Below are 20,821 nucleotides of genomic sequence, written 5' to 3'. Positions count from 1 at the left end.
TCTCATGCCGGAACAGCAGACACGCCTGCTCGCGGAGCGCTACGAGCTCATCTCCCCGCTCGGCCGGGGCACGATGGGCACGGTCTGGCGCGCTCGCGACCGCGCGCTCGGGCGCGAGGTGGCGGTCAAGGAAATCCGCCAGGATCCCGGGCTCACCGAGGAACAGCGGACCGAGCTGCGCGAACGCATGGTCCGCGAAGGGCGTATCGCCGCGCGGATCAGCCACCCGTCCGTGGCCTCCATCCACGACGTGCTGATTCAGGACGACAGCCCGTGGATCATCATGGAGCTGATCGAGGCCCGCTCGCTGGAGCAGGTGATCGAGGAGGAAGGTCCGCTGCCGCCGCGCCTCGTGGCGGAGATCGGCGTCGACCTGCTCGGGGCGCTGCGCGCCGCGCACGCCCAGGGCATCACCCACCGTGACGTCAAGCCGGGCAACGTGCTCATCACCGAGAGCGGCCGGGTGGTGCTGACCGACTTCGGCATCGCCAAGGCCGAGGGAGACTCGCGGCTGACGAAGACCGGCATGGTGATCGGTTCACCCGGCTACACCGCCCCAGAACGCGCCAGGGGCGAATACACCGGCCCCGAGTCGGACATCTGGTCGCTCGGAGCCACCCTCTACTTCGCGGTCGAGGGACGTCCCGCCTACGAGCGGTCCACGATCGCGGAGACGCTGGCGGCGCTGCTCACCGAGAGCGCCGACCCGCCGACGCAGGCGGGGCAACTGCGGCCGGTGCTGAACGGGCTGCTGAGCAAGGACTACCGGCAGCGGCTCAACGCTGCCAAGGCGGAGACCCTGCTGCGCATGGTCGCCGACACCCCCACGAGCGAGATGCCGGTGCTCACGGCCGAGGCTCTTATGGCGCAGGAGGCCGCTTTGCCCGATCCGTTCGCCACCCAGCAACCCCCCACCGCGGGAGGCCAGGGTCCAGGCGGCCGCGGTGTCCAGGGCGCGGCGGCTGCCCAGGCCGGAGCTCCCCACGGGCCGACCGGCCCTGGCCAGGGCTCCGTGCCCGGCCCCGGCGGGCCCGGGCAGGGCTCAGGGGGTCCCGGGCAGGGGCGGCCCGGCGGGCCGGCGCAGGGCAGTCCTCCGTACGGCGCCGGCGCTCCGGGGCAGGGTCCCGGCGGGCGCGGTGGCCCACAGTCCGGCCACGGCGCACCGATGGGCGGCGCACCGCAGCCAGGCGGTCCTGGCGGTCCGCAAGGACCCGGCGGTCCGGGCGGGCAGGGCGGTCCGCAAGGCCCGGGAGGCCCGCAGGGGCCCGGTGGTTCGGGCGGACGTGGTCCTGTCGGACCCAACGCCTTCAACCCTCAGGGACCCGGTGGCCCCAACGCTCCGGGTGGACCCGGTGCACAGGGCGGCCCCCATGCCGGGGGCGGGCAGGGAGGTCCCGGCGCACAGGGGCCAGGCGGACCCGGCCATAACGGACCCAACCAGGGCGGACCTCACCAGGGCGGACCGAACCAAGGCGGTTCGGGGCAGCGGCCTGGGGGGCAGGGCGGGCAGCCGATGCGTGCTTCGGGCGCGCCGACCGTGCCCCACTCGACCACCCCCGGCTACCCCCCGCAGGGGCAGCAGCAGCACTTCGGCTCGCAGCCGCAGGCCGGCGGGACGGGCGGCGCGGCGGGCGGCGGTGACGAGGGTTACGACACCGAGCGCACGGTCAGCATCTCCCGTCCGAAGGGCCCCTTCGCGCCGGGTTCGGACCAGGGCAGGCCGCCGCAGCGCGACGAGGGCTCCATGGCCACCACGCGCATCCCCTCGCAGCTGCCCGGAGCCCCCGGACAGCAGGTCTACCCGCCGCCCAAGGGAGACCGGCAGCAGACGGGCCCGCACCAGGCAGGCCCCCAGCAGGCGGGTCCCCAGCAACCAGGTCCGCACCAGCCGGGGCAGCAGCCGCCGATGGGACCGGGCGCCCAGCAGGCCGGCGGTCCGCAGATTCCGTACGAGAGCCAGGGCCTCGGCACGGACCTGTTCTCCATCGCCGGCCAGCCGGAGCAGAAGCCCGCGGGCAACCGCAACGGCATGCTGGTGCTCATGGCGGTGGCCGCCGCGGCCGCCGTGGTGATCGCCGTCCTCATCGTGGCGCTCTTCTCCAGCTGACGCCGGGCACCGGGTGGTGTCGCCGAAGCGAACGCGCGCGCGTGAGCCAGACTGAAGTCATGAGCGAGTTCAGGATCGAACATGACTCGATGGGTGAGGTACGCGTGCCGGCGGGCGCGAAGTGGCGTGCGCAGACCCAGCGGGCGGTGGAGAACTTCCCGATCTCCGGGCGCCCGCTGGAGCCGTCCCACATCGCCGCCCTCGGCCTGATCAAGGCCGTGGCCGCGGAGGTCAACGGCGAGCTGGGCGTGATCGACAAGGACATGGCGGAGGCGATCGCGCAGGCCGCCGCGGACGTGGCGGAGAACGAGCACGACTCCCACTTCCCGATCGACGTCTTCCAGACCGGCTCGGGCACCTCGTCCAACATGAACGCCAACGAGGTGATCGCGACGCTGGCCGAGGAGCGGCTGGGCCGGCCGGTGCATCCCAACGACCACGTGAACGCCTCGCAGTCGTCCAACGACGTCTTCCCGACCTCCATCCACGTGGCGGCGGCGACCGAGGTGAGCTACCACCTGGTGCCCTCGCTGCGGCACCTGGCGGAGGCGTTGCGGGCGAAGGCGATCGAGTTCGACGACGTGGTGAAGTCGGGGCGCACCCACCTGATGGACGCGACGCCGGTGACGCTGGGCCAGGAGTTCGGCGGGTACGCGACGCAGGTCGAGCACGGCGTCGTCCGCGTGCTGGGCGCCCTGGAGCACGTCCTGGAGCTGCCGCTGGGCGGCACCGCGGTGGGCACGGGGATCAACACGCCGCCGGGGTTCGCGCACGAGGCGATCGGCAAGCTGCGCGAGGCGACCGGCATCCCGTTCATCGAGGCGAGGGACCACTTCGAGGCCCAGAGCGCGCAGGACTCCATAGTGGAGCTGTCGGGGCAGCTCAAGGTGATCGCGGTGTCACTGACCAAGATCGCCAACGATCTCCGGTGGATGGGCTCGGGGCCGCGGGCCGGGCTCGCCGAGATCAACCTGCCCGACCTGCAGCCGGGCTCGTCCATCATGCCCGGCAAGGTCAACCCGGTGATTCCCGAGGCCACGGCCATGGTCGCGGCCCAGGTGATCGGCAACGACGCGGCGATCACGTTCGCGGGCGCGTCCGGCGTCTTCGAGCTGAACGTGCAACTGCCCGTGATCGCGCGCGACATCCTGGAGTCGATCAGGCTGCTGGCGAACGTCTCGCGCCTGCTCGCCGACCGCTGCGTCGCCGGGATCACCGCGAACGTGGATCGTCTGCGCGAGTACGCCGAGTCGTCGCCGTCGATCGTCACCCCGCTGAACCGGTACGTGGGCTACGAGGAGGCCGCGAAGATCGCCAAGCAGGCACTGGCGGAGCGTAAGACGATCAGGGAGGTCGTCATCGAGCGCGGCCACGTGGCCGAGGGGCGGCTCACCGAGGAACAGCTCGACGCCGCACTCGACGTCCTGTCGATGACCCGCCCCTGACCACGAACACCTGGGACGACCCGCTGCCGGTCACACCGGACCGCGGGGGCGCGCCCGGACGGCGGCGGTCAGGTGTCGGCGGGCCGGGTGCGGGTGGCGGCGGCCTGGGTGGCCTGGGCCCAGCGGGTGAGCAGCGACGCCGCGGCGCCTGAGTCGACGGCGTCAGCCGCCCGCTTGTGCGCCGCGGCCAGGGCCGGCTTGAGCTCGGCCGCCGGCGGGGTGCCGTCGGCGGCCACCAGGGCGGCGGCCGCGTTCAGCAGCACGATGTCGCGCACAGGCCCCGGCTCGCCCGACAGCACCGCGCGCGCCACGTCCGCGTTGTGCCGGGCGTCGCCGCCGCGCAGGTCGTCGAGCCGGGCGCGCGGGATCGACAGGTCGAGCGGGTCGAAGGCGGTGCGGGTGACGACGCCCCGGCGTACCACCCAGACGGTCGAGGGAGCGCAGGTCGTCAGCTCGTCGAGCCCGTCGTCGCCCCTGAAGACGAGCGAGGAGCCGCCGCGCTCGGCCAGCACGCCCGCGATGACCTCGGCCATCGCCGGCTGGAAGACCCCGACCGCCTGACTGGGCGGCAGGGCGGGGTTGGTCAGCGGGCCGAGGAAGTTGAAGACCGTGGGGACGCCCAGCTGGCGGCGCGGCCCCGAGGTGCGTCTCAGCGCCGGGTTGAAGACGGGCGCGAAGCAGAACGTGATCCCGACCTCCTCCACCACCCTGACCACCGCGGCCGGCGGCAGGTCGATGACCACGCCGAGCTCTTCGAGCACGTCCGCCGCGCCCGCCGCCGACGAGGCGGCCCTGCCGCCGTGCTTGACCACCTTGGCGCCCGCCGCCGCGGCGACGACGGCGGCCATGGTGGAGACGTTGACGGTGTCGGCGCGGTCTCCCCCGGTGCCGACGAGGTCGACGGGGTTGCCGGAGACGCGGATCGCCGCCGCCCCGGCCAGCATGCCGTCCGCCAGCCCGGCCACCTCGGCCACGCTCTCGCCCTTGGCGCGCAGCGCGACGGCGAACGCCGCGATCTGGGCGTCGGTGGCGCGGTCGGTCATGATCTGGTTCATCGCCCAGGCGGCCTGGCGGGAGGTCAGCGAAGCGCCGTCGAGCAGCGTGGTGAGAAGCCGTGGCCAGGTGAAGGCGGTGCCGGTCATGAGTGCCCTTTCTCGTCAGTGCTCGACGGGGGGACACCCACCTGAACGGTGACGGCCGCCTCGTCGAGGCGGCCGGGTGCGTATGCGCTGGATGGTCCGCCTAGGAGGCGGGCCACCACTGGGACGTATACGCGATCATGCGCCCAACATAGCAGACGCCGTAGATCCACATACCGTGCCGTTCATCTATGTCGCCCGCACCCATGCGACGCCGGCCGGCCAGCGCTTAGGGTGCGGAGTATGGCGAAGCATCTCTCGGGAGAGCTGACGGGGCGCACCGCGCTGGTGACGGGGGCGGGCGGCGGCATCGGGGCGGCCTGCGCCCGGCGGCTGGCCGCGGCGGGGGCCAGGGTGCTGGTCGTGGACATGCGGGCCGAGCCCGCCGCGAAGGTGGCCGCCGAGGTCGGCGGCCTGGCCGTGGTGGCCGACCTGAGCGATCCCGGCTTCACGGCGGCGCTGCCGGACGAGCCCGTGGACATCGTGGTGAACAACGCGGGGTTCCAGCACGTGGCGCCGATCGAGGAGTTCCCGCCCGACGTCTTCGGGACGATGCTCCGGGTGATGGTCGAGGCGCCGTTCCTGATCGCGCGCGCGGTGCTGCCCGGCATGTACGCCCGGGGGTGGGGGCGGTTCGTGAACATCTCGTCGGTGCACGGGCTGCGGGCGTCCCCGTACAAGTCGGCCTACACCGCGGCCAAGCACGGGCTGGAGGGCTTCTCCAAGGTCGTGGCGCTCGAAGGGGCGCCGCACGGGGTGACCTCGACCTGCGTCTGCCCCGCCTACGTACGCACCGGGCTGGTCGAGGCGCAGATCGAGGACCAAGCCAGGGTGCACGGGATCGCGCCGGAGGAGGTCGTGAGCGACATCATGCTGGAGCCCGCCGCGATCAAGCGCCTGATCGAGCCGGAGGAGGTGGCCGACCTGGTCGCCTACCTCTGCGGCCCCAGTGGGTCCTTCATCACCGGTGTGTCTCTACCCGTGGATGGCGGCTGGACCGCCCGGTGAGGGAGTGCCGTCCTCTGGAGGAGTGGAGAGAGCGAAGCGACCGGAGCGGGGGAAGTGGGCGGCATATGGCGACCGAACCCGCCGCACGCAGTGCGGCAGATTAGACACATGCCCGCACTCAGTATCCAGTTTCTCGAACTGCTCGCCCGGGAGGCGTCGGCGGTCGAGTTCGAGGGGCCGATCATCCGGGCCAGGGCGGCGGGGGCGGATCCGGCCGCGATCGAGGAGCTGGAGCAGGCCAAGGTCGAGGCGCTCAAGGTACGCGACCTGCTCAAGCGGCGCGCCAGGCGCGAGGCCGAGCTGTCGGCGCTGTACGACACGGCCGGCGACCTGGCCGCTTTGCGGGACCTGGACGCCGTGCTTGAGGCGATCGTGCACCGGGCCAGGCAGTTGCTGGCCACGGACGTCGCGTACATGACGCTGCACGACCCCGAGCGCGGCGACACCTACATGCGGGTCACCGACGGGTCGATCTCGGCCAAGTTCCGGGCGTTGCGCCTGGCCATGGGGGCGGGGCTGGGCGGGCTGGTCGCGCAGACGGCGACGCCGTACGCGACGGCCGACTACTTCGCCGACGCCAGGTTCCGCCACAAGGAGGACATCGACGAGGCGGTGACCGAGGAGGGCCTGGTCGCCATCCTGGGCGTGCCGCTGCGGCTGGGGCAGCGGGTGATCGGCGTGCTGATGGCGGCCAACCGCAGCGCGCGGCCGTTCCACCAGGAGGAGGTGTCGCTGCTGGCGAGCCTGGCGGCGCACGCCGCCGTCGCGATCGACAACGCCAGGCTGCTGCAGGAGACCAGGAACGCGCTGGAGGAGCTGTCGCGCGCGCACAGGACGGCGCGGGAGCATGGCCAGGCGGTCGAGCGGGCCGCCATGGCGCACGACAGGATGACCTCGCTGGTGCTGCGCGGCGGCGGGATCGAGGACGTGGCGGCCGTGGTGACGGACGTGCTGGGCGGTTCGCTGGCCGTGCTGGACGACCTGGGGCGGGCGATCGGCGGCGCGGCGGGCGAGCTGGCGGAGCCGGACGTGGGCGTGCTGGAGGCGGCGCAGGCGTCGCGGGCGCTGGGACGTACGGTGCGCAGGGGCGATCTGCTGATCGCGTCCGTGGACGTCGGCGGTGAGCCGCTGTGCACGCTGGTGCTGCGCAGCGACGACGCCGACGAGCGCATCCTGGAGCGGGCGGCGCTGGTGTGCGCGCTGCTGCTGCTGTTCCGCAGGAGCGTGGCGGAGGCGGAGGGCCGGGTCAGGGGCGAGCTGCTCGACGACCTGATCTCGCGGCCCGGCTCCCCCGGGCTCGCGGACCGGGCCCGCCGGCTCGGCGTGGATCTGGGCGCGCCGCACGTCGTGGTGGTGGTCAAGCACGGCGGCCAGCGGGAACGGGCCGCGTTCTGGGCCTCCTCACAGGCGGCGGTGCGGCACGGGCTGGCGGCGGGGCGGGGCGACGAGGTGGTGCTGCTGCTCCCCGGCGACCACGCGGGCGCGGTCGCCCAGCGGGCCGCCGCCGAGCTGTCCGCGTCGCTGCAGAGCACGGCGACGGCGGGCGCCGCGCCCGCCGTCGGCCCCGCCGAGCCGTCGCGAGGCGCGCAGGGCGACCCGCGCGTAAGGGACGAGCAGGGCGATTCTCGCGTACGGGACGTGGCCGCGGCCTACCAGGAGGCGCGGCGGTGCGCGGAGGCGCTCATCGCGCTGGGGCGGGCCGGCGACGGCGCGAGCGCGGCCGAGCTGGGCTTCGTCGGGCTGCTGGTGGGCGACGGCCACGACGTGCGCGGGTTCGTGGACCGGGTGGTCGGCCCGGTGATCGACTACGACGCGCGCAGGGGCACGGCGCTGGCCGGCACGCTGGCGGCCTACTTCGGCGCGGGCGGCTCGCCCTCCCGCGCGGCCGAGGCGCTGCACATCCACGTCAACACCGTCACGCAGCGGCTCGACCGCGTCGGGAGACTGCTGGGCGACGGCTGGCTGGAGCCGGAGCGGGCGCTGGAGATCCAGCTCGCGCTCCGCCTGCACCGGCTCGGCCACACATCCACCGGGAAGACTGTGGGTCCCGACGCCATATGAGTGACTCCGGTCACAACCTACGGTGACCGGCATGGCCACTTCCATCAAGAAGATCGTCGCCGCGAGCCTGATCGGCACCACCATCGAGTGGTACGACTTCTTCCTGTACGGCTCGGCAGCCGCCCTCGTGTTCAACAAGCTCTTCTTCCCCGAGTCCGACCCCCTGACCGGCACGCTGCTGGCGTTCCTCACCTACGCGGTCGGCTTCGTCGCCCGCCCGCTGGGCGGCCTGGTCTTCGGCCACTTCGGCGACCGGATCGGCCGCAAGACGCTGCTGGTCGTCAGCCTGCTGACGATGGGGGCGGCGACGTTCCTGATCGGCTGCCTGCCGACGTACGAGACGCTGGGGCCCTCCGCGGCGCTGGTGCTGACGGCGCTGCGGCTCGTGCAGGGCTTCGCGCTCGGCGGCGAGTGGGGCGGCGCGGTACTGATCGTGTCCGAGCACGGCGACACGGCGCGGCGCGGCTTCTGGGCCTCATGGCCGCAGGCGGGCGCGCCCGGCGGGAACCTGCTGGCGACCGGCGTGCTGGCGGCGCTGGCCGCCTGGCAGTCGGAGGAGGCGTTCCTGGCGTGGGGCTGGCGGGTGCCGTTCCTGCTGTCGGGCGTGCTGGTGCTGATCGGGCTGTGGATCCGGCTGACGATCACCGAGTCGCCGGTGTTCCAGCAGGCGCCGCCCGAGGAGCGGGCCCCGATCGTCGGAGTGCTCAAGCACCACGCGAAGGACGTGGTCATCGCGATCGGCGCGCGCCTGGCCGAGAACATCTCCTTCTACCTGCTCACCGTCTTCGTCATCACGTACGCCAAGCAGACCGACGTCGACAACTCCACCGTGCTGACCGCGGTGCTGATCTCCTCGGCCATCCACTTCGTCACGATCCCGATGTGGGGCGCGCTGTCCGACCGGTTCGGCCGCCGCCCGATCTACCTGTCGGGCGCCGCCGGCATCGGCGTGTGGATCTTCGCGTTCTTCCCGCTCGTGGACACGGGCAACTTCCTCGCGATCACCCTGGCCGTCACCGTCGGCCTGCTCTTCCACGGCATGATGTACGGCCCGCAGGCGGCGTTCTTCTCCGAGTTGTTCGGCACCAGGACCCGCTACACCGGCGTCTCCATCGGCGCGCAGCTGTCGGCGATCGTGGCGGGCGCGCTGGCCCCGATCATCGCGGTGGCGCTGCTGCAGGCGTACGGGAGCAGTGTCCCCATCTCGGTCTACCTTGGTCTGGCGGCGCTGCTCACCCTGGCCGCCGTCTACGCCGCACGCGAGACGCGGGGCAGCGACCTGGCGGAAAGGATCAACGCGCGATGAGGATCACCACGTCGAGGCTCACCCAGAACGTCCTGACCGTCGAGGGCAGGACCACCGGCGAACCCGTGCTGTTCGTGCACGGGAACGTCTCCTCCGCCGCCTTCTGGCGCGACGCCATGGCCGCGCTGCCCGAGGGCTACCGGCCGCTCGCGATGGACCTGCGCGGCTTCGGCGACACCGACCCCGCGCCGGTGGACGCCACCCGCGGGCTGCGCGACTACTCCGACGACGTGCTCGAACTGATCGCCGCGCTGGAGCTCGACCGGGTGCACCTGGTGGGCTGGAGCATGGGCGGAGGCGTCGTCCTCCAGGTCCTGCGCGACCGCCCGGCGCTCGTCAGGAGCCTGACCCTGGTCAACCCCGTCTCCCCCTACGGTTACGGCGGTACGGAGGGCCTCAGCGGCCGGCTGACGCATCCTGACGGGGCCGGCGCGGGCGCCGGGGCGGCCAACCCCGACTTCGTGGCCCGGCTCAAGGCGGGCGACCTGTCGGCCGAGTCCCCCACCTCGCCGCGGAGCGTCTTCCGCTCCTCGTACGTCAAGAACGAGGTCCCCGACGAGGACTTCTACGTCCGCGCGATGCTCACCACGAGGGTCGGCGAGGCGCACTACCCCGGCGACGCCGTCACCTCCGACGCCTGGCCCGGCGTGGCCCCCGGCAAGAGCGGCGTGCTGAACGCCCTCGGCCCCACCCGCTTCCGGCTGGACGACCTGCACGAGATCGAGCCGAAGCCGCCCGTCCTGTGGATCAGGGGCGCCGACGACGTGATCGTCTCGGACGCGTCGCTGTTCGACCTGGCCCACCTCGGCGCGCTCGGCGTCGTGCCCGGCTCCCCTGGCACGCCGGCCCAGCCCATGGTGGGGCAGACGCGGGCGGTGCTGGAGCGGTACGGGCCCTACCGGGAGGCGGTGCTGGACGACTGCGGTCACAGCCCGCACCTGGAGCGCCCCGAGGACTTCCAGCGCCTGCTGGCCGAGCACCTGAGGGAGGCGTAGATGCTGGTCGCGCTCACGCTGGTGGCGAGCTTACTCACGCCGCCCGGCCACCATCAGCTCACCGTGCCGGGCGCCGAGCACACCGAGATCGCCGTGCTCGACGACCTGACCACCGCCGGCACCAGCCGGACCGGCCACACCGACCCGGCGGACTGGGCGGGCCTGCACTCGGCCGCCACGGTCAATCCCACCGGCGTGCCCGGCGTCCAGATCGACGGCTACTTCCCCGACACCTCCCACGGCAACACCACGCACGGCTGGAACCACGACTCCCAGTTCGTCGTCAGGCTGCCGCGCGAGTGGAACGGCGGCCTGGTCGTCGGCGGCACCCCGGGCAACAGGGAGCAGTACGCCAACGACTACACGATCTCCGACTGGGTGCTGGCCAAGGGCTACGCCTTCGCCAGCACCGACAAGGGCAACGTCGGCGTGGACTTCCACGAGGACGGCCGCCGCCCCGGCGACGCCATCGCCGAGTGGAACGAGCGCGTCACCCAGCTCACCGTGGCCGCCAAGGCCGTGGTCAGGCAGCACTACGGCAGGAAACCCGCCCGTACGTACGCCGCCGGCATCTCCAACGGCGGCTACCTGGTCAGGTGGCAGTTGGAGAACCAGGGTCACCTGTACGACGGCGGCGTGGACTGGGAGGGCACGCTCTGGCGGGTCAAGGGCGACAACCTGCTGAACTTCCTGCCGCCCGCGCTGAAGGCGTACCCGGACGAGGACGGGGTGCGGGCGGCCGGGTTCGCGGCCGGCTCGGAGTTCCTGTGGCCGTTCCACCAGCAGTACTACTGGGAGCTCACCCAGCAGCTCTACCAGAAGGAGCTGGACCCGTCCTACCAGGGCGCGGCGGCCGACTACGACTACGACCGGCGCAGGCCGTACGCGGCCCTGGCGAAGATCGCACTGACCGGCCGGATCACCAAGCCGCTGATCACGATCCACGGCACGCTGGACACGCTGCTGCCGATCTCGCGCGACTCCGACGTCTACGCGAAGATGGTCGGCCCGCACCGGCCGTTCCGGTATCACCGCGTCGAGGGCGGCAACCATCTGGACAGCCTGGTCGATCTCTACCCCGACCGGCTCACCCCGATGCTGCCCGCCTTCAGGAGCGCCTTCGAGGAGCTGGAGGGCTGGACCCGCCGGTGAACGGCGGGTGCCGTCAGCGCCCTGACCGTCAGTCGGTGAGGTGGCGGGCCGACCGGCGCACCCTCACCGTCAGTCGGTGAGGTAGCGGTGCCGGCCCGCGCGCGCCCACCGGACGAGGTGGCGGGCGCCTGGCAGCCGCCGGCCGAGCCGGTGCAGCGCGGTGTCCCGGCCCATGGGCGAGCGGCGTTCTGGATCGACGGCGGCGGCCGGGCGCACGTCGACCTTGCCCCGGCGCATCTCCAGCGCGAACCGCAGCCCGAACTCGCCCTCCGACGAGCGCAGTGAGGACAGCCAGCCGCCGGGGCCGAGGTGCTCGACGCCGGGCATGATCCGTTTGACCGGCACCTTGGCCACGAGCTGGCCCGCGATCCTGCCCGGCACCCCGGCCTCGACCAGCGCGGGCGCGCTCACCTCGCGGCCCCGCCTGCCGGTGCCGCGCAGCACCAGCTCCAGGGCGGGGCCGCCGCTCGGCGGCACGTACGGCACCGGCAGCACGACGTAGAGGTGCTTGTCGAGCTGCTTGACCATCACGCCGGGCGACACGAGCGCGATCGACTCGGAGAACGAGCGCGGCTCGATGGCCAGACCCAGCTCGCCGTTGTCGCTCCAGCACGGCACCACCAGCCGCATCCTGGGCCGCTGGGCCAGCACGCCCAGGCAGTTGAGCGGGCCCTCGGGGCGGCTGACGCGGCTCCTGGCCTGGTTGGCGCCGCTGAACATGCGGACGTGCACCTCCCACTGGCCGGGCCGCAGCGGCTGTCCCAGGGCGGCGCTGGTGATGTCCAGCCTGGTCTCGCCCTTGATCCTGATGCGGACCCGGCGGCGGCCGTCCTGGACGCGTTCGACGTGCTGCTCCAGCGGCAGGAAGTGCACGATGCCGGTCTCGGTGTGGCGTACGTAGAGCTCGACGCGGGCCCGCTCGACGGCGTCGGTGATGTCGGTGACGTCCTCCGGCAGCTTCCTGGTGTCCAGGGCGCGCGGCGGGATCCAGTGCAGGCGGTCGCCGTCCACGCGGTACCGGTCGGGCGAGCCGTCGCCGGCCATGACCTCCACGCTCAGGCCGAGCACGAGGACGTGGGCGTCCCAGCGCACCTCGGTGAGGTCGGCGCGCAGGCCGGCCCGCCTGGACGCGTTCGACATGAGCACGATCTGGTCGAGCCGGCCGGCGCGGGCGTAGGCGGCCACCACGCGCAGCTGGACCGGGAGGTGGCGGTCGAGCCGTTCGGGGAAGCGCCGGACCATGAGGTCCTGCACGACGCGGAAGTGCATGCCCCTGTCCACGGAGGAGTCGGCGAACTTGCTGGTCACCAGCGGGCGCAGGACGGCGTAGCGGAGCCAGTAGGCGTACATGCGGTCGCGCTGGCGGCCCTCGCCGACGAAGGCGTCGATGTCGTCGAGCAGCGCGGTCAGCTCTCGTACGATCGCGCGGGGCTCCTCCTCGGCGGGAGGGCGCTCCCCGAGGTGGCAGCAGACGTGCTCGGCGAGGACGGCGATGACCTTGGCCTGGAGGTAGGCGCGCAGCACGAACGCCTGCTCGCCGAGCCGGCCGCCGGGCACGGAGAAGCCCAGATCGTGCTCCTCCAGGAAGGCGCGGCGGTAGAGCTGCTGCGGGAGGAGCAGCGTGAGCAGCCGGTCGCGCAGGATGTCGGCGCGGGCCGTGCTGCGCTCGAAGGCCGTCATCGGCGGCCCCCAGTCGCGGATGAGCCGGCCGATGAGCACGTCGGCGTCGGTCTCGACGGCGCGCTCGTACATGTGCGCGAGCGCGTCGCGTTCCAGGCGGTCGCCGGGGTCGAGGAAGTAGACGTACTCGCCGGTGGCCGCCGCCGCGCCGACGTTGCGTCCGCGCGACGGCGATCCGGTGTACGGCAGGTGCAGCACGCGTACGTGGTCGCGGACCGCGGCGATGGTGTCCAGGCGCTCGGCGATGCCGTCCGTGGACCCGTCGTCCACGACGATCACTTCGTATTCGTCCGCGGGCAGCGTCTGCTCCAGCATGGAGCGGATGCACGCGTCGGCGGTGTCACCCGGATTGTGGACATTGACGATCACACTGACCTTCACACCCATGCGGCCAGCGTGCGCCCGTATACAGGATCGGGCGTGGCGGCTTGCCGATTAGAGATGCAAAGTTGACCCGCTCCTGCGGATCCGCGGACTCGGAGCGGGCCGAAGTGTGACTTTTGGTACCGGCCGACGAGTACTGGCCGACTAGTACCAGCCGACGGACTGGGAGTGGCCCCACGCGCCGCAGGGGGTGCCGTAGCGGCCCTTGATGTAGCCGAGGCCCCACTTGATCTGGGTGGCGGCGTTGGTCTGCCAGTCGGAGCCCGCACTGGCCATCTTGCCGCCCGGCAGGGACTGCGGGATGCCGTACGCGCCGGAGTAGCGGTTCATGGCCCGCTCGTTCCAGCCGCTCTCCTTCTGCCAGAGCCGTTCCAGGCAGCCCCACTGGTCGGCGCCGAAGCCGAAACTCGCCAGCATCGAGCGCGCCGTGGCCTTGTTGCTGCCCGGCGACGGGTCGCTGCCCGGCGGGAAGTTCTGCGGCGGGAAGCCGTCGCCCGCCGGCGCCTGCTTGGGGATGACCCAGTCGAGGTCCTTGCCCGAGCCGCCGCCCGGGCGGTCCTTCTTCAGCCTGTCGGCGCGGTAGGCCTGCTCGGCCTCGGCCTTGAGCAGGTCGCTCTTCGGGTCGGGCGCGTAGAGGTCGCCGCTGGCGATCTTGCCCAGGTCCTCCATGGAGAAGACGGGCTGCTGCGGCGGGTTCTTGGCGTTCTGTACGGCGTGGTAGGCGACGAATCCGCCCCCGCCGAGGACGATGCCCACCGACAGGACGCCGATGACGATGCGCTTCGGCGTCGCGCGCGAACGCCGGCGCGCCGGGGGGAGGTCTTCCTTAGGGCGGCGCTCACTCAACTGCGGACCGGGGCTCACGATGCATGAGCTTGCCGTGTCATGGGGGGTGGTCCGCAACCGAAACGCGGGAATCGCTTGGCGAAAATTTCACCAACCAGCCGGTTAGCTCCACAAATCCCGAAAAATGTGACTTTCATCACATAAGCGCGGCTCCCCTTCAGGCGCCCGTAGCAGAAGGGAAGCCGCTTACAGCGTGCCTTGACTACTTCGGGGTCTGATCAACGCCATGTCACAGTTTGGTGACACAACTCGGATAATCCAGACATGGAATAATAATGTGCGCGTGGCTGGCATCCTCCTTGTAGAAGACGACCCCTCGGTCCGTACAGCTCTAGAGCTGGCGCTGACCAGGCAGGGGCATTCCGTCACGTCGTACGCGACGGGCGAGGAGGCCCTCGACCACATCAGGTCCCGCCGCCCCGAGATCGCCATCCTCGACGTGATGCTGCCCGGCATCGACGGCGTCGAGGTCTGCCGCCGCGTACGCAAGCTCGACCAGCTCCCGGTCATCCTGCTCACGGCCAGGGGCGACGACCTCGACGTCGTGGTGGGGCTTGAGGCGGGCGCCGACGACTACGTGGTCAAGCCGGTCGAGCCCCGCGTCCTGGACGCCCGAATCCGCGCCGTGCTGCGCCGGGCCGAGTCCGCCGCCTCCGACCGCATCACCTTCGGCGACCTCGTGATCGACCGGGGCGCGCTCAAGGTCACGCTGGCCGGCAAGGAGATCCACCTGACGCCGACCGAGCTGCGGCTGCTGCTGGAGCTCGTCCGCCATCCCGGCCAGGTGCTCAACCGCCGCTATCTGCTGCGCGTGGTCTGGGACCACACGCACATCGCCGACTCGCGCCTGGTGGACGCCTGCGTGCAGCGGATCCGCGCCAAGATCGAGCCCAGGCCGGCCGCGCCGGTCTTCATCCACACCGTGCGCGGGTTCGGCTACCGGTTCAGCCCCCCGTGATCCCGCTGCCCACGGGGCTGCGCGCCCGCCTCGTCATCACGTTCACGCTCGTCGCCGTCGCCGCCTCGTTCCTGGTCGCCACGATCGGCTACGAGCTGGCCAAGGAGGCGCTGGTCACCAGGGCCGAGACCACCGCGCTCGACCTGGTGAACAGGGAGCTCAGCAGCATCTCCTTCCCGATCGGCAAGCTCAGGCCCGGCGAGGTCGCGCCCACGGCGAAGGACCTCGACGGCGTCGCCCACGCGCTCGGCGGACCCGGCCGCAGCGTGCTGGTCGAATATCGCAGCCTCATCGCCGCCGACGGCGTCATGTCGATGAGCGACGTGCCCAACGAGCTGCACGGGCGGGCCAAGCAGAGCATCGTCACCCAACGCAAGATCGTCCGCAACGCGCTGTACCTCATCGTCGGCGCCGAGGTCTACCGCGACACCGTGGGCGTGCCCGAGGCCACCGGGCTGCGGGCGTTCGTCTTCTTCCCGCTGACGGACGACGAGCGCCAGCTCGCCACCCTGCGCACCACGCTGGCCCAGACGGGCGCGGTCATCGTCCTGCTCGCCCTGGTCGTGGCGCTGCTGTCGGCCAGGCAGGTGCTGCTGCCGGTACGGCGGCTCAGCGCGGCGGCCGAGGCGCTCGGCCAGGGCAAGCTGGACACCCGGCTGCCCGTGCACGGCCAGGACGAGCTGGCCGGCCTCACCGCCAGGTTCAACGACGCGGCCGCGGCGCTGGAGCTGAGCGTGTCGGAGCTGCGCTCGCTGGAGGCCATGTCGCGCAGGTTCGTCGCCGACGTCTCGCACGAGCTGCGCACGCCGCTGACCGCCATGACGGCCGTGGCCGACATGCTCTCCGACGAGGCCGACCACCTGCCGGAGGCGCCCGCGCAGGCCGTCCGGCTGGTGCTCAGGGAGATCGAGCGCCTGCGCGAGCTGGTCGAGCACCTCATCGAGATCAGCCGCTTCGACGCCGGCACCGCCACGCTCAACCTCGAACCGGTGAACGTGGCCGACAGCATCGAGGACTGCCTGGACGTACGCGGCTGGCGCGAGAAGGTCGAGGTGCACGCCTCCCAAGGGCTGACCGCCAACCTCGACCCGAGCAGGTTCGACGTCATCGTGGCCAACCTCGTCGGCAACGCGCTCAAGCACGGCGAGCCACCGGTGACGGTCAGCGCGCGCGCCACGGAGAACGGCCTGGAGGTGAAGGTGCGCGACCACGGCAAGGGCATCCCGCGCGAGGCGCTGGCCCACGTCTTCGACCGCTTCTTCAAGGCCGGCGCGGGCCGGGCCCGCAGCCAGGGCAGCGGCCTGGGCCTGGCCATCGCCAGGGCCAACGTGCTGCTGCACGGAGGCACGATCTCCGTACGCGCCCAGCACCCGGGAACCCTCTTCACGGTCTGGCTCCCCCACACATGAACGTCATCCGAGCCCTGACGATCACCGCGCTGCTGGCCTGCCTGATCCCCGCCGGGGGCTGCGGGATCACGCCCACCGACGTGCAGGACAGGGGCGACGCCCCCACGACCAAGATCCCGCCGCCGTCGAAGACGTTCTTTCTGATCAAGGACGGCGAGCTGGCCAAGGAGCCGGCGAACGTGGACGACGACACCGTGGCCAGCCTGCTGGGAGCCCTGTTCGCCGTCTCCTCGCAGCCGCTGGAGAACCGGGACACCGCGCTGCGCGGATTCACGTACCTGCGCTCCAAGAACTCGGTCGATCCGCCCCAGCGCGACGAGATCCAGCTCCCCCGCACCTCGACCCTGACCGTCTACATCAGCGGCGAGGGCACGCTGTCGCAGCTCGGCAAGGCGCAGATCGTCTGCACCGCGCAGCAGGACGCGGCGTTCGAGATGGTCAAGATCGTCCGGGAGAACAAGAACCGCCCCTCCACGTCGGAGGGGCGGTTCACCTGCGGCGAGCTCAAGTAGTCACATCGTGATGTCTTCCAGCATCTCGGTCACCAGCGCGGCGATCGGCGAGCGCTCGGACCTGGTCAGGGTGACGTGGGCGAACAGCGGATGGCCCTTCAGCTTCTCCACCACCGCGACCACGCCGTCGTGCCGGCCGACCCGCAGGTTGTCGCGCTGGGCCACGTCGTGGGTGAGCACCACCCGCGAGTTGGCGCCGATCCGGCTCAGCACGGTCAGCAGCACCCCGCGCTCCAGCGACTGGGCCTCGTCCACGATCACGAACGCGTCGTGCAGCGACCGGCCCCGGATGTGCGTGAGCGGAAGCACCTCCAGCATGCCCCGATCCAGCACCTCCTCGATCACCTCGGGCGAGGTGATGGCGCCGAGCGTGTCGTAGACGGCCTGGGCCCACGGGCCCATCTTCTCGCCCTCGGTGCCGGGCAGGTAGCCGAGCTCCTGGCCGCCGACGGCGTAGAGCGGCCGGAACACGATCACCTTGCGGTGCTGGCGCCGCTCCAGGACGGCCTCCAGGCCCGCGCAGAGCGCCAGCGCCGACTTGCCGGTGCCGGCCCGCCCGCCAAGCGAGACGATGCCGATCTCCGGGTCCATCAGCAGGTCGAGCGCGATGCGCTGCTCGGCCGAGCGGCCGTGCAGGCCGAAGACCTCGCGGTCGCCGCGGACGAGCCGGACGGACTTGTCGGGCTGCACCCGGCCGAGCGCCGAGCCCTTGGCCGACAGCAGCCGCAGGCCGGTGTGCGTGGGCAGCTCTCTGGCCTCCTCCAGGTCGGCGGTGCCCTGGTCGAAGAGCGTCTCCACGTCGTCGGTGGTCACCTGGACCTCGGCCATCCCCGTCCAGCCGGACTCACTGACCAGCTCGGCGCGGTATTCCTCGGCCGAGAGGCCGATCGAGGCCGCCTTGACGCGCATCGGCAGGTCTTTCGACACCAGGACGACATCGCAGCCCTCGCTGGCCAGCGAGCGGGCCACCGTGAGGATGCGCGTGTCGTTGTCGCCCAGGCGGAAGCCCGCGGGCAGGATGGACGGATCGCTGTGATTGAGCTCGACCCTGATGGTGCCTTCCCCCGTCGGCATGGCCTCGTCCAGCCTGCCGTACTGGACCCTCAGCTCGTCTAGGTAGCGCAGAGCCTTCCGCGCGAAGTAGCCGAGCTCTGGATGGTGCCGCTTGCCTTCCAGCTCCGTGATGACCACGATCGGAAGGACCACGTCGTGCTCGGCGAATCTGGTCATCGCCGCCGGGTCGGCCAGCAGGACCGAGGTGTCGAGCACGTACGTGCGCTTGGCCGACTGGAGAGTAGGGTTGCTCGAGGACACTGCCACACGTTCTCCCCCGGGTGCCCCTTGGTGCGGGCACCCTGCAGACGAGGTGGGAATCGGACCGGACCCGCGTCCCCGACCGCGAACTGCCGTCGGTGCCGGAGTCCGGCCCCCCTCGGCAGATGTTGGTGCAAAGGCGGGACCTCTCCGAAATGTCCGACCTGTGATCGGACACTTCCAACGTTACGTCCTGGATACCCGAATGTCGCGTCAGGAACCGTAACGCCGGTGCCTCGCAGCGTAATCACGCAACGCCCGCAGGAAATCGACCCTGCGGAAGTCCGGCCAGTAGGCCTCGTGGAAGTAGAACTCAGAGTGAGCGCTCTGCCAGAGCATGAAGCCGGACAGACGTTGCTCGCCCGAGGTCCGGATGAGGAGGTCCGGGTCGGGCTGGCCGCGAGTGTAGAGATGCTCCGCGATGTGCTCGACATCGAGTACCTCGACGAGGTCCTCGATGCTCGCTCCCTTGCTCGCGTGCTCCTGGAGCAGTGAGCGCACCGCATCGGCAATCTCACGTCTTCCTCCATACCCAACTGCAACGTTCACAATCAGGCCTGGACGGTGTGATGACGCTTCTTTTGCATTTTTTAGGACATTAGCTGTGCGGTCCGGGAGCAGATCGAGCGCGCCGACGGGACTGATCCGCCAGCCTTCCGCCACGAGCTCCTGGGTCACGTCCTCGATGATGCGCAGCAGCGGCTCCAGCTCTTCGCGCGGCCGATTGAGGTTGTCGTTGGACAACATCCAGACCGTGACGACCTCCACGCCGCTCTCCCGGCACCAGCCGAGCAGCTCGGAGATCTTGTCGGCGCCCTTGCGGTGCCCCGACGCCACGTCGCGCATGCCCATGGCGCGCGCCCAGCGGCGGTTGCCGTCGATGATGACCCCGACATGCCGGGGAACGCTGTCCTTCGACAGCTTGGCCTCCAGCCGGCGTTCGTACAGCCGGTAGACCAGATCGCGCAGGCCCACGGAGTGCCTCCCAGCGGTGCTGTGCCTTGGGGCGCTTGCCCCGACAGGCAATTATCACCGCGAATCGTCCGTGCCTGCTCCTTCTACCGGATTCCTCGCAATATCTCTACCATCCAGACACCCTTCCGCCTCATTCACCAGCTCGCCGACGAACGCCGACAGCTCCGAGGAGGTCAGCACCGCCCGCATGCCCACGCCCGTGCGGCCCCATGCCTCCACGAAGGCCCTCCTGGTCAGCCGCCACGCGCCGGGGCCCGGCTGCCACATGGGGATGGTCCGCAGCTGGCAGCGCAGCTCTCCGCCGCCCACCAGGCCGGCCCTCGTGCGGTAGCGGAAGGAGAACAGCTCGCTGTCGGGCTCCTCGCCGGGGAAGCGGTCGTCGGGGTCGGACCACCTCCTGGCCGCCCCGCCGCCCCTGCGGGCCTCGTCGACGCCGCGCGCCAGCCGGCTCAGCAGCCAGCCGCACCGCTCGCCCACGCTCCCGTACGGGGTGCCGTCGCGGTGGAGCTCCAAGGTGATCTCGTACGGCGTGCCGACGCTGTCGGTGCACGCGACGGGTGTGACGCTCAGAAACGATCCGTCAACACAGCGTAGTCCTCCCACGCCCTCACCGTTTCCGCCCGAAAGCGCCCTAAACCGGGGCTCTCAACGCGGTTTCCACTCGTGTTCGCGCCAGCCGGGCGGCTGGTGCCACTCCGTCCAGCCGTAGCCCGTACGGCCGTCCTCGGTCTCGTACGCGCACAGCGCCCGGGGGAACTCGGCCACCTCGCCCTCAGGGGAGGTCAGCGTCACGGGGGCGAAGGCGATCGGGCGCACCGTGGTGGCGTTCCCCGGGAAGGCCAGCACCGTCTCGGCAGGCCGGTCCCCGTCGAACGTGGTCGCCGCCGAGAAGCCCTCGACGTGCTCCAGGACGCCGTCTCGGGCCAGGAAGGCCGGCCAGGGCAGCTCCTGGCCCAGGTTGGCGCGCATGCCGTGCAGGTGGGTGCCGTCCTCCAGGCGGGCGCTGCTCCACAGCCACGACAGCGACCACCAGTCGCGCACGCCCCAGCTGTGGTCCCGCTCGCCGTGGCCCAGGAAGGGGACGCCGCCGATGGTGCCGGTGACCGCGCAGGGGATCTCGTAGCGGGGGGTGATGGCGTAGCCGTAGACGCCCGCCGCCGGATGCCACTCCAGGTCGAACGTCAGGTCGGTTGAGGTCAGGCCGACCCTGGCCGGGCCGAAGGGGACCGCCGTGGTGTGGGTGGCCGTGTAGTCCGCGGCCGTCACCGTGAGGTCGTCGCCGGGCAGCGGGGCCTCGTGGTCGACGCGGGTGACGACGCCGTCCGCGGTCACGAGGCAGGCCCAGTACCAGGCGCGCTTCCAGTGGGGGTAGAGGCCGAGCCTGATGTAGCCGGCCACCTCGCCGTCCTCGGAGACGAAGTCGTAGTACCAGGACTCGTTCCACAACGGCTCGCCGCCGGGCTCGTGCCGGTGCTCGTCCTCCGTGGTCAGGGGCCACCGGCCCAGATTGACGATCCGCATGCCGCCTCC

General features: G+C 71.6%; 17 protein-coding genes. 10 read left to right on the top strand and 7 right to left on the bottom strand.

The window, feature by feature from the left end:
- Positions 1 to 4: 4 nt before the first annotated feature.
- Complete coding sequence (locus OIE67_RS54375) at positions 5 to 2,107, top strand: serine/threonine-protein kinase (RefSeq protein WP_326635104.1); 2,103 nt, start codon at positions 5 to 7, stop codon at positions 2,105 to 2,107.
- 59 nt (positions 2,108 to 2,166) lie between these two features.
- Positions 2,167 to 3,552, top strand: a complete 1,386-nt coding sequence (locus OIE67_RS54370) for a class II fumarate hydratase (RefSeq protein ID WP_326635103.1) — start codon at positions 2,167 to 2,169, stop codon at positions 3,550 to 3,552.
- A gap of 68 nt (positions 3,553 to 3,620) precedes the next feature.
- Here the strand turns inward: OIE67_RS54370 and trpD are convergent, their stop codons facing one another.
- Positions 3,621 to 4,694 (bottom strand): anthranilate phosphoribosyltransferase, encoded by a 1,074-nt coding sequence (gene trpD / locus OIE67_RS54365; protein WP_326635101.1) that lies wholly within the window; start codon positions 4,692 to 4,694, stop codon positions 3,621 to 3,623.
- 240 nt (positions 4,695 to 4,934) lie between these two features.
- On the opposite strand from trpD, the gene OIE67_RS54360 reads away from it, so the two are divergent.
- The 5 genes from OIE67_RS54360 to OIE67_RS54340 all read left to right on the top strand — a co-directional run bounded on the left by OIE67_RS54360 (position 4,935) and on the right by OIE67_RS54340 (position 11,213).
- A complete protein-coding gene (locus tag OIE67_RS54360; protein ID WP_326635099.1) occupies positions 4,935 to 5,699 on the top strand; it encodes a 3-hydroxybutyrate dehydrogenase in 765 nt (254 codons plus the stop codon).
- 108 nt (positions 5,700 to 5,807) lie between these two features.
- Positions 5,808 to 7,760 (top strand): helix-turn-helix domain-containing protein, encoded by a 1,953-nt coding sequence (locus tag OIE67_RS54355; RefSeq protein ID WP_326635096.1) that lies wholly within the window; start codon positions 5,808 to 5,810, stop codon positions 7,758 to 7,760.
- A 31-nt stretch (positions 7,761 to 7,791) separates the two neighbouring features.
- Positions 7,792 to 9,066, top strand: a complete 1,275-nt coding sequence (locus tag OIE67_RS54350) for an MFS transporter (RefSeq protein ID WP_106241045.1) — start codon at positions 7,792 to 7,794, stop codon at positions 9,064 to 9,066.
- Positions 9,063 to 10,061: an alpha/beta fold hydrolase gene (locus tag OIE67_RS54345; RefSeq protein WP_326635093.1), complete on the top strand. Its 999-nt coding sequence runs from the start codon at positions 9,063 to 9,065 to the stop codon at positions 10,059 to 10,061. The genes OIE67_RS54350 and OIE67_RS54345 overlap by 4 nt, the downstream gene beginning before the upstream one ends.
- Positions 10,062 to 11,213: a tannase/feruloyl esterase family alpha/beta hydrolase gene (locus OIE67_RS54340; RefSeq protein WP_326635091.1), complete on the top strand. Its 1,152-nt coding sequence runs from the start codon at positions 10,062 to 10,064 to the stop codon at positions 11,211 to 11,213.
- Between the two features lie 69 nt (positions 11,214 to 11,282).
- Here the strand turns inward: OIE67_RS54340 and OIE67_RS54335 are convergent, their stop codons facing one another.
- The gene (locus OIE67_RS54335) at positions 11,283 to 13,280 is read right to left on the bottom strand and encodes a glycosyltransferase family 2 protein (protein WP_326635089.1); all 1,998 of its coding nucleotides are present in this window, start codon (positions 13,278 to 13,280) and stop codon (positions 11,283 to 11,285) included.
- Positions 13,281 to 13,421: 141 nt separating this feature from the next.
- Positions 13,422 to 14,141 carry an aggregation-promoting factor C-terminal-like domain-containing protein gene (locus OIE67_RS54330; protein ID WP_245955887.1) on the bottom strand — a complete coding sequence of 240 codons (720 nt, stop codon included), beginning with the start codon at positions 14,139 to 14,141 and terminating at the stop codon, positions 13,422 to 13,424.
- Positions 14,142 to 14,406: 265 nt separating this feature from the next.
- Between OIE67_RS54330 and OIE67_RS54325 the strand changes: the two genes are divergently transcribed.
- From OIE67_RS54325 to OIE67_RS54315, 3 genes are read left to right on the top strand one after another with little or no spacing between them, the layout of a single operon-like run.
- A complete protein-coding gene (locus tag OIE67_RS54325; RefSeq protein ID WP_106241040.1) occupies positions 14,407 to 15,081 on the top strand; it encodes a response regulator transcription factor in 675 nt (224 codons plus the stop codon).
- Positions 15,078 to 16,490, top strand: a complete 1,413-nt coding sequence (locus OIE67_RS54320) for a HAMP domain-containing sensor histidine kinase (RefSeq protein ID WP_326635086.1) — start codon at positions 15,078 to 15,080, stop codon at positions 16,488 to 16,490. Before OIE67_RS54325 ends, OIE67_RS54320 begins: the two co-directional genes overlap by 4 nt.
- Positions 16,487 to 17,002, top strand: coding sequence for a hypothetical protein (locus OIE67_RS54315; protein WP_326635084.1), 516 nt, complete (start codon positions 16,487 to 16,489; stop codon positions 17,000 to 17,002). Before OIE67_RS54320 ends, OIE67_RS54315 begins: the two co-directional genes overlap by 4 nt.
- On the opposite strand, the gene OIE67_RS54310 is transcribed toward OIE67_RS54315, so the two are convergent.
- From OIE67_RS54310 to OIE67_RS54295, 4 genes are all read right to left on the bottom strand, one after another.
- Positions 17,003 to 18,271: a PhoH family protein gene (locus tag OIE67_RS54310; RefSeq protein ID WP_326645800.1), complete on the bottom strand. Its 1,269-nt coding sequence runs from the start codon at positions 18,269 to 18,271 to the stop codon at positions 17,003 to 17,005. It abuts the gene before it with no gap.
- Positions 18,272 to 18,529: 258 nt separating this feature from the next.
- A complete protein-coding gene (locus OIE67_RS54305; protein ID WP_106240621.1) occupies positions 18,530 to 19,291 on the bottom strand; it encodes an isoprenyl transferase in 762 nt (253 codons plus the stop codon).
- A 54-nt stretch (positions 19,292 to 19,345) separates the two neighbouring features.
- Positions 19,346 to 19,894, bottom strand: a complete 549-nt coding sequence (locus tag OIE67_RS54300; RefSeq protein ID WP_326635081.1) for a hypothetical protein — start codon at positions 19,892 to 19,894, stop codon at positions 19,346 to 19,348.
- Positions 19,895 to 19,936: 42 nt separating this feature from the next.
- Positions 19,937 to 20,812 carry a DUF7064 domain-containing protein gene (locus OIE67_RS54295; protein WP_326635079.1) on the bottom strand — a complete coding sequence of 292 codons (876 nt, stop codon included), beginning with the start codon at positions 20,810 to 20,812 and terminating at the stop codon, positions 19,937 to 19,939.
- Between the last annotated feature and the right edge of the window lie 9 nt (positions 20,813 to 20,821).

The sequence above is a fragment of the Nonomuraea fuscirosea genome (assembly GCF_035917475.1).
Classification (GTDB): domain Bacteria; phylum Actinomycetota; class Actinomycetes; order Streptosporangiales; family Streptosporangiaceae; genus Nonomuraea; species Nonomuraea fuscirosea.
This window is presented reverse-complemented; position numbering and strand designations above follow the sequence as displayed.

What these genes read in the sequence shown, in the direction of transcription:
- OIE67_RS54315 (WP_326635084.1), top strand. Translation starts at nt 16,487, where the DNA reads ATGAACGTCATCCGAGCCCTGACGATCACCGCGCTGCTGGCCTGCCTG.
- OIE67_RS54360 (WP_326635099.1), top strand. Translation starts at nt 4,935, where the DNA reads ATGGCGAAGCATCTCTCGGGAGAGCTGACGGGGCGCACCGCGCTGGTG.
- OIE67_RS54350 (WP_106241045.1), top strand. Translation starts at nt 7,792, where the DNA reads ATGGCCACTTCCATCAAGAAGATCGTCGCCGCGAGCCTGATCGGCACC.
- OIE67_RS54370 (WP_326635103.1), top strand. Translation starts at nt 2,167, where the DNA reads ATGAGCGAGTTCAGGATCGAACATGACTCGATGGGTGAGGTACGCGTG.
- OIE67_RS54345 (WP_326635093.1), top strand. Translation starts at nt 9,063, where the DNA reads ATGAGGATCACCACGTCGAGGCTCACCCAGAACGTCCTGACCGTCGAG.
- OIE67_RS54295 (WP_326635079.1), bottom strand. Translation starts at nt 20,812, where the DNA reads ATGCGGATCGTCAATCTGGGCCGGTGGCCCCTGACCACGGAGGACGAG.
- OIE67_RS54335 (WP_326635089.1), bottom strand. Translation starts at nt 13,280, where the DNA reads ATGGGTGTGAAGGTCAGTGTGATCGTCAATGTCCACAATCCGGGTGAC.
- OIE67_RS54375 (WP_326635104.1), top strand. Translation starts at nt 5, where the DNA reads ATGCCGGAACAGCAGACACGCCTGCTCGCGGAGCGCTACGAGCTCATC.
- trpD (WP_326635101.1), bottom strand. Translation starts at nt 4,694, where the DNA reads ATGACCGGCACCGCCTTCACCTGGCCACGGCTTCTCACCACGCTGCTC.
- OIE67_RS54340 (WP_326635091.1), top strand. Translation starts at nt 10,062, where the DNA reads ATGCTGGTCGCGCTCACGCTGGTGGCGAGCTTACTCACGCCGCCCGGC.
- OIE67_RS54355 (WP_326635096.1), top strand. Translation starts at nt 5,808, where the DNA reads ATGCCCGCACTCAGTATCCAGTTTCTCGAACTGCTCGCCCGGGAGGCG.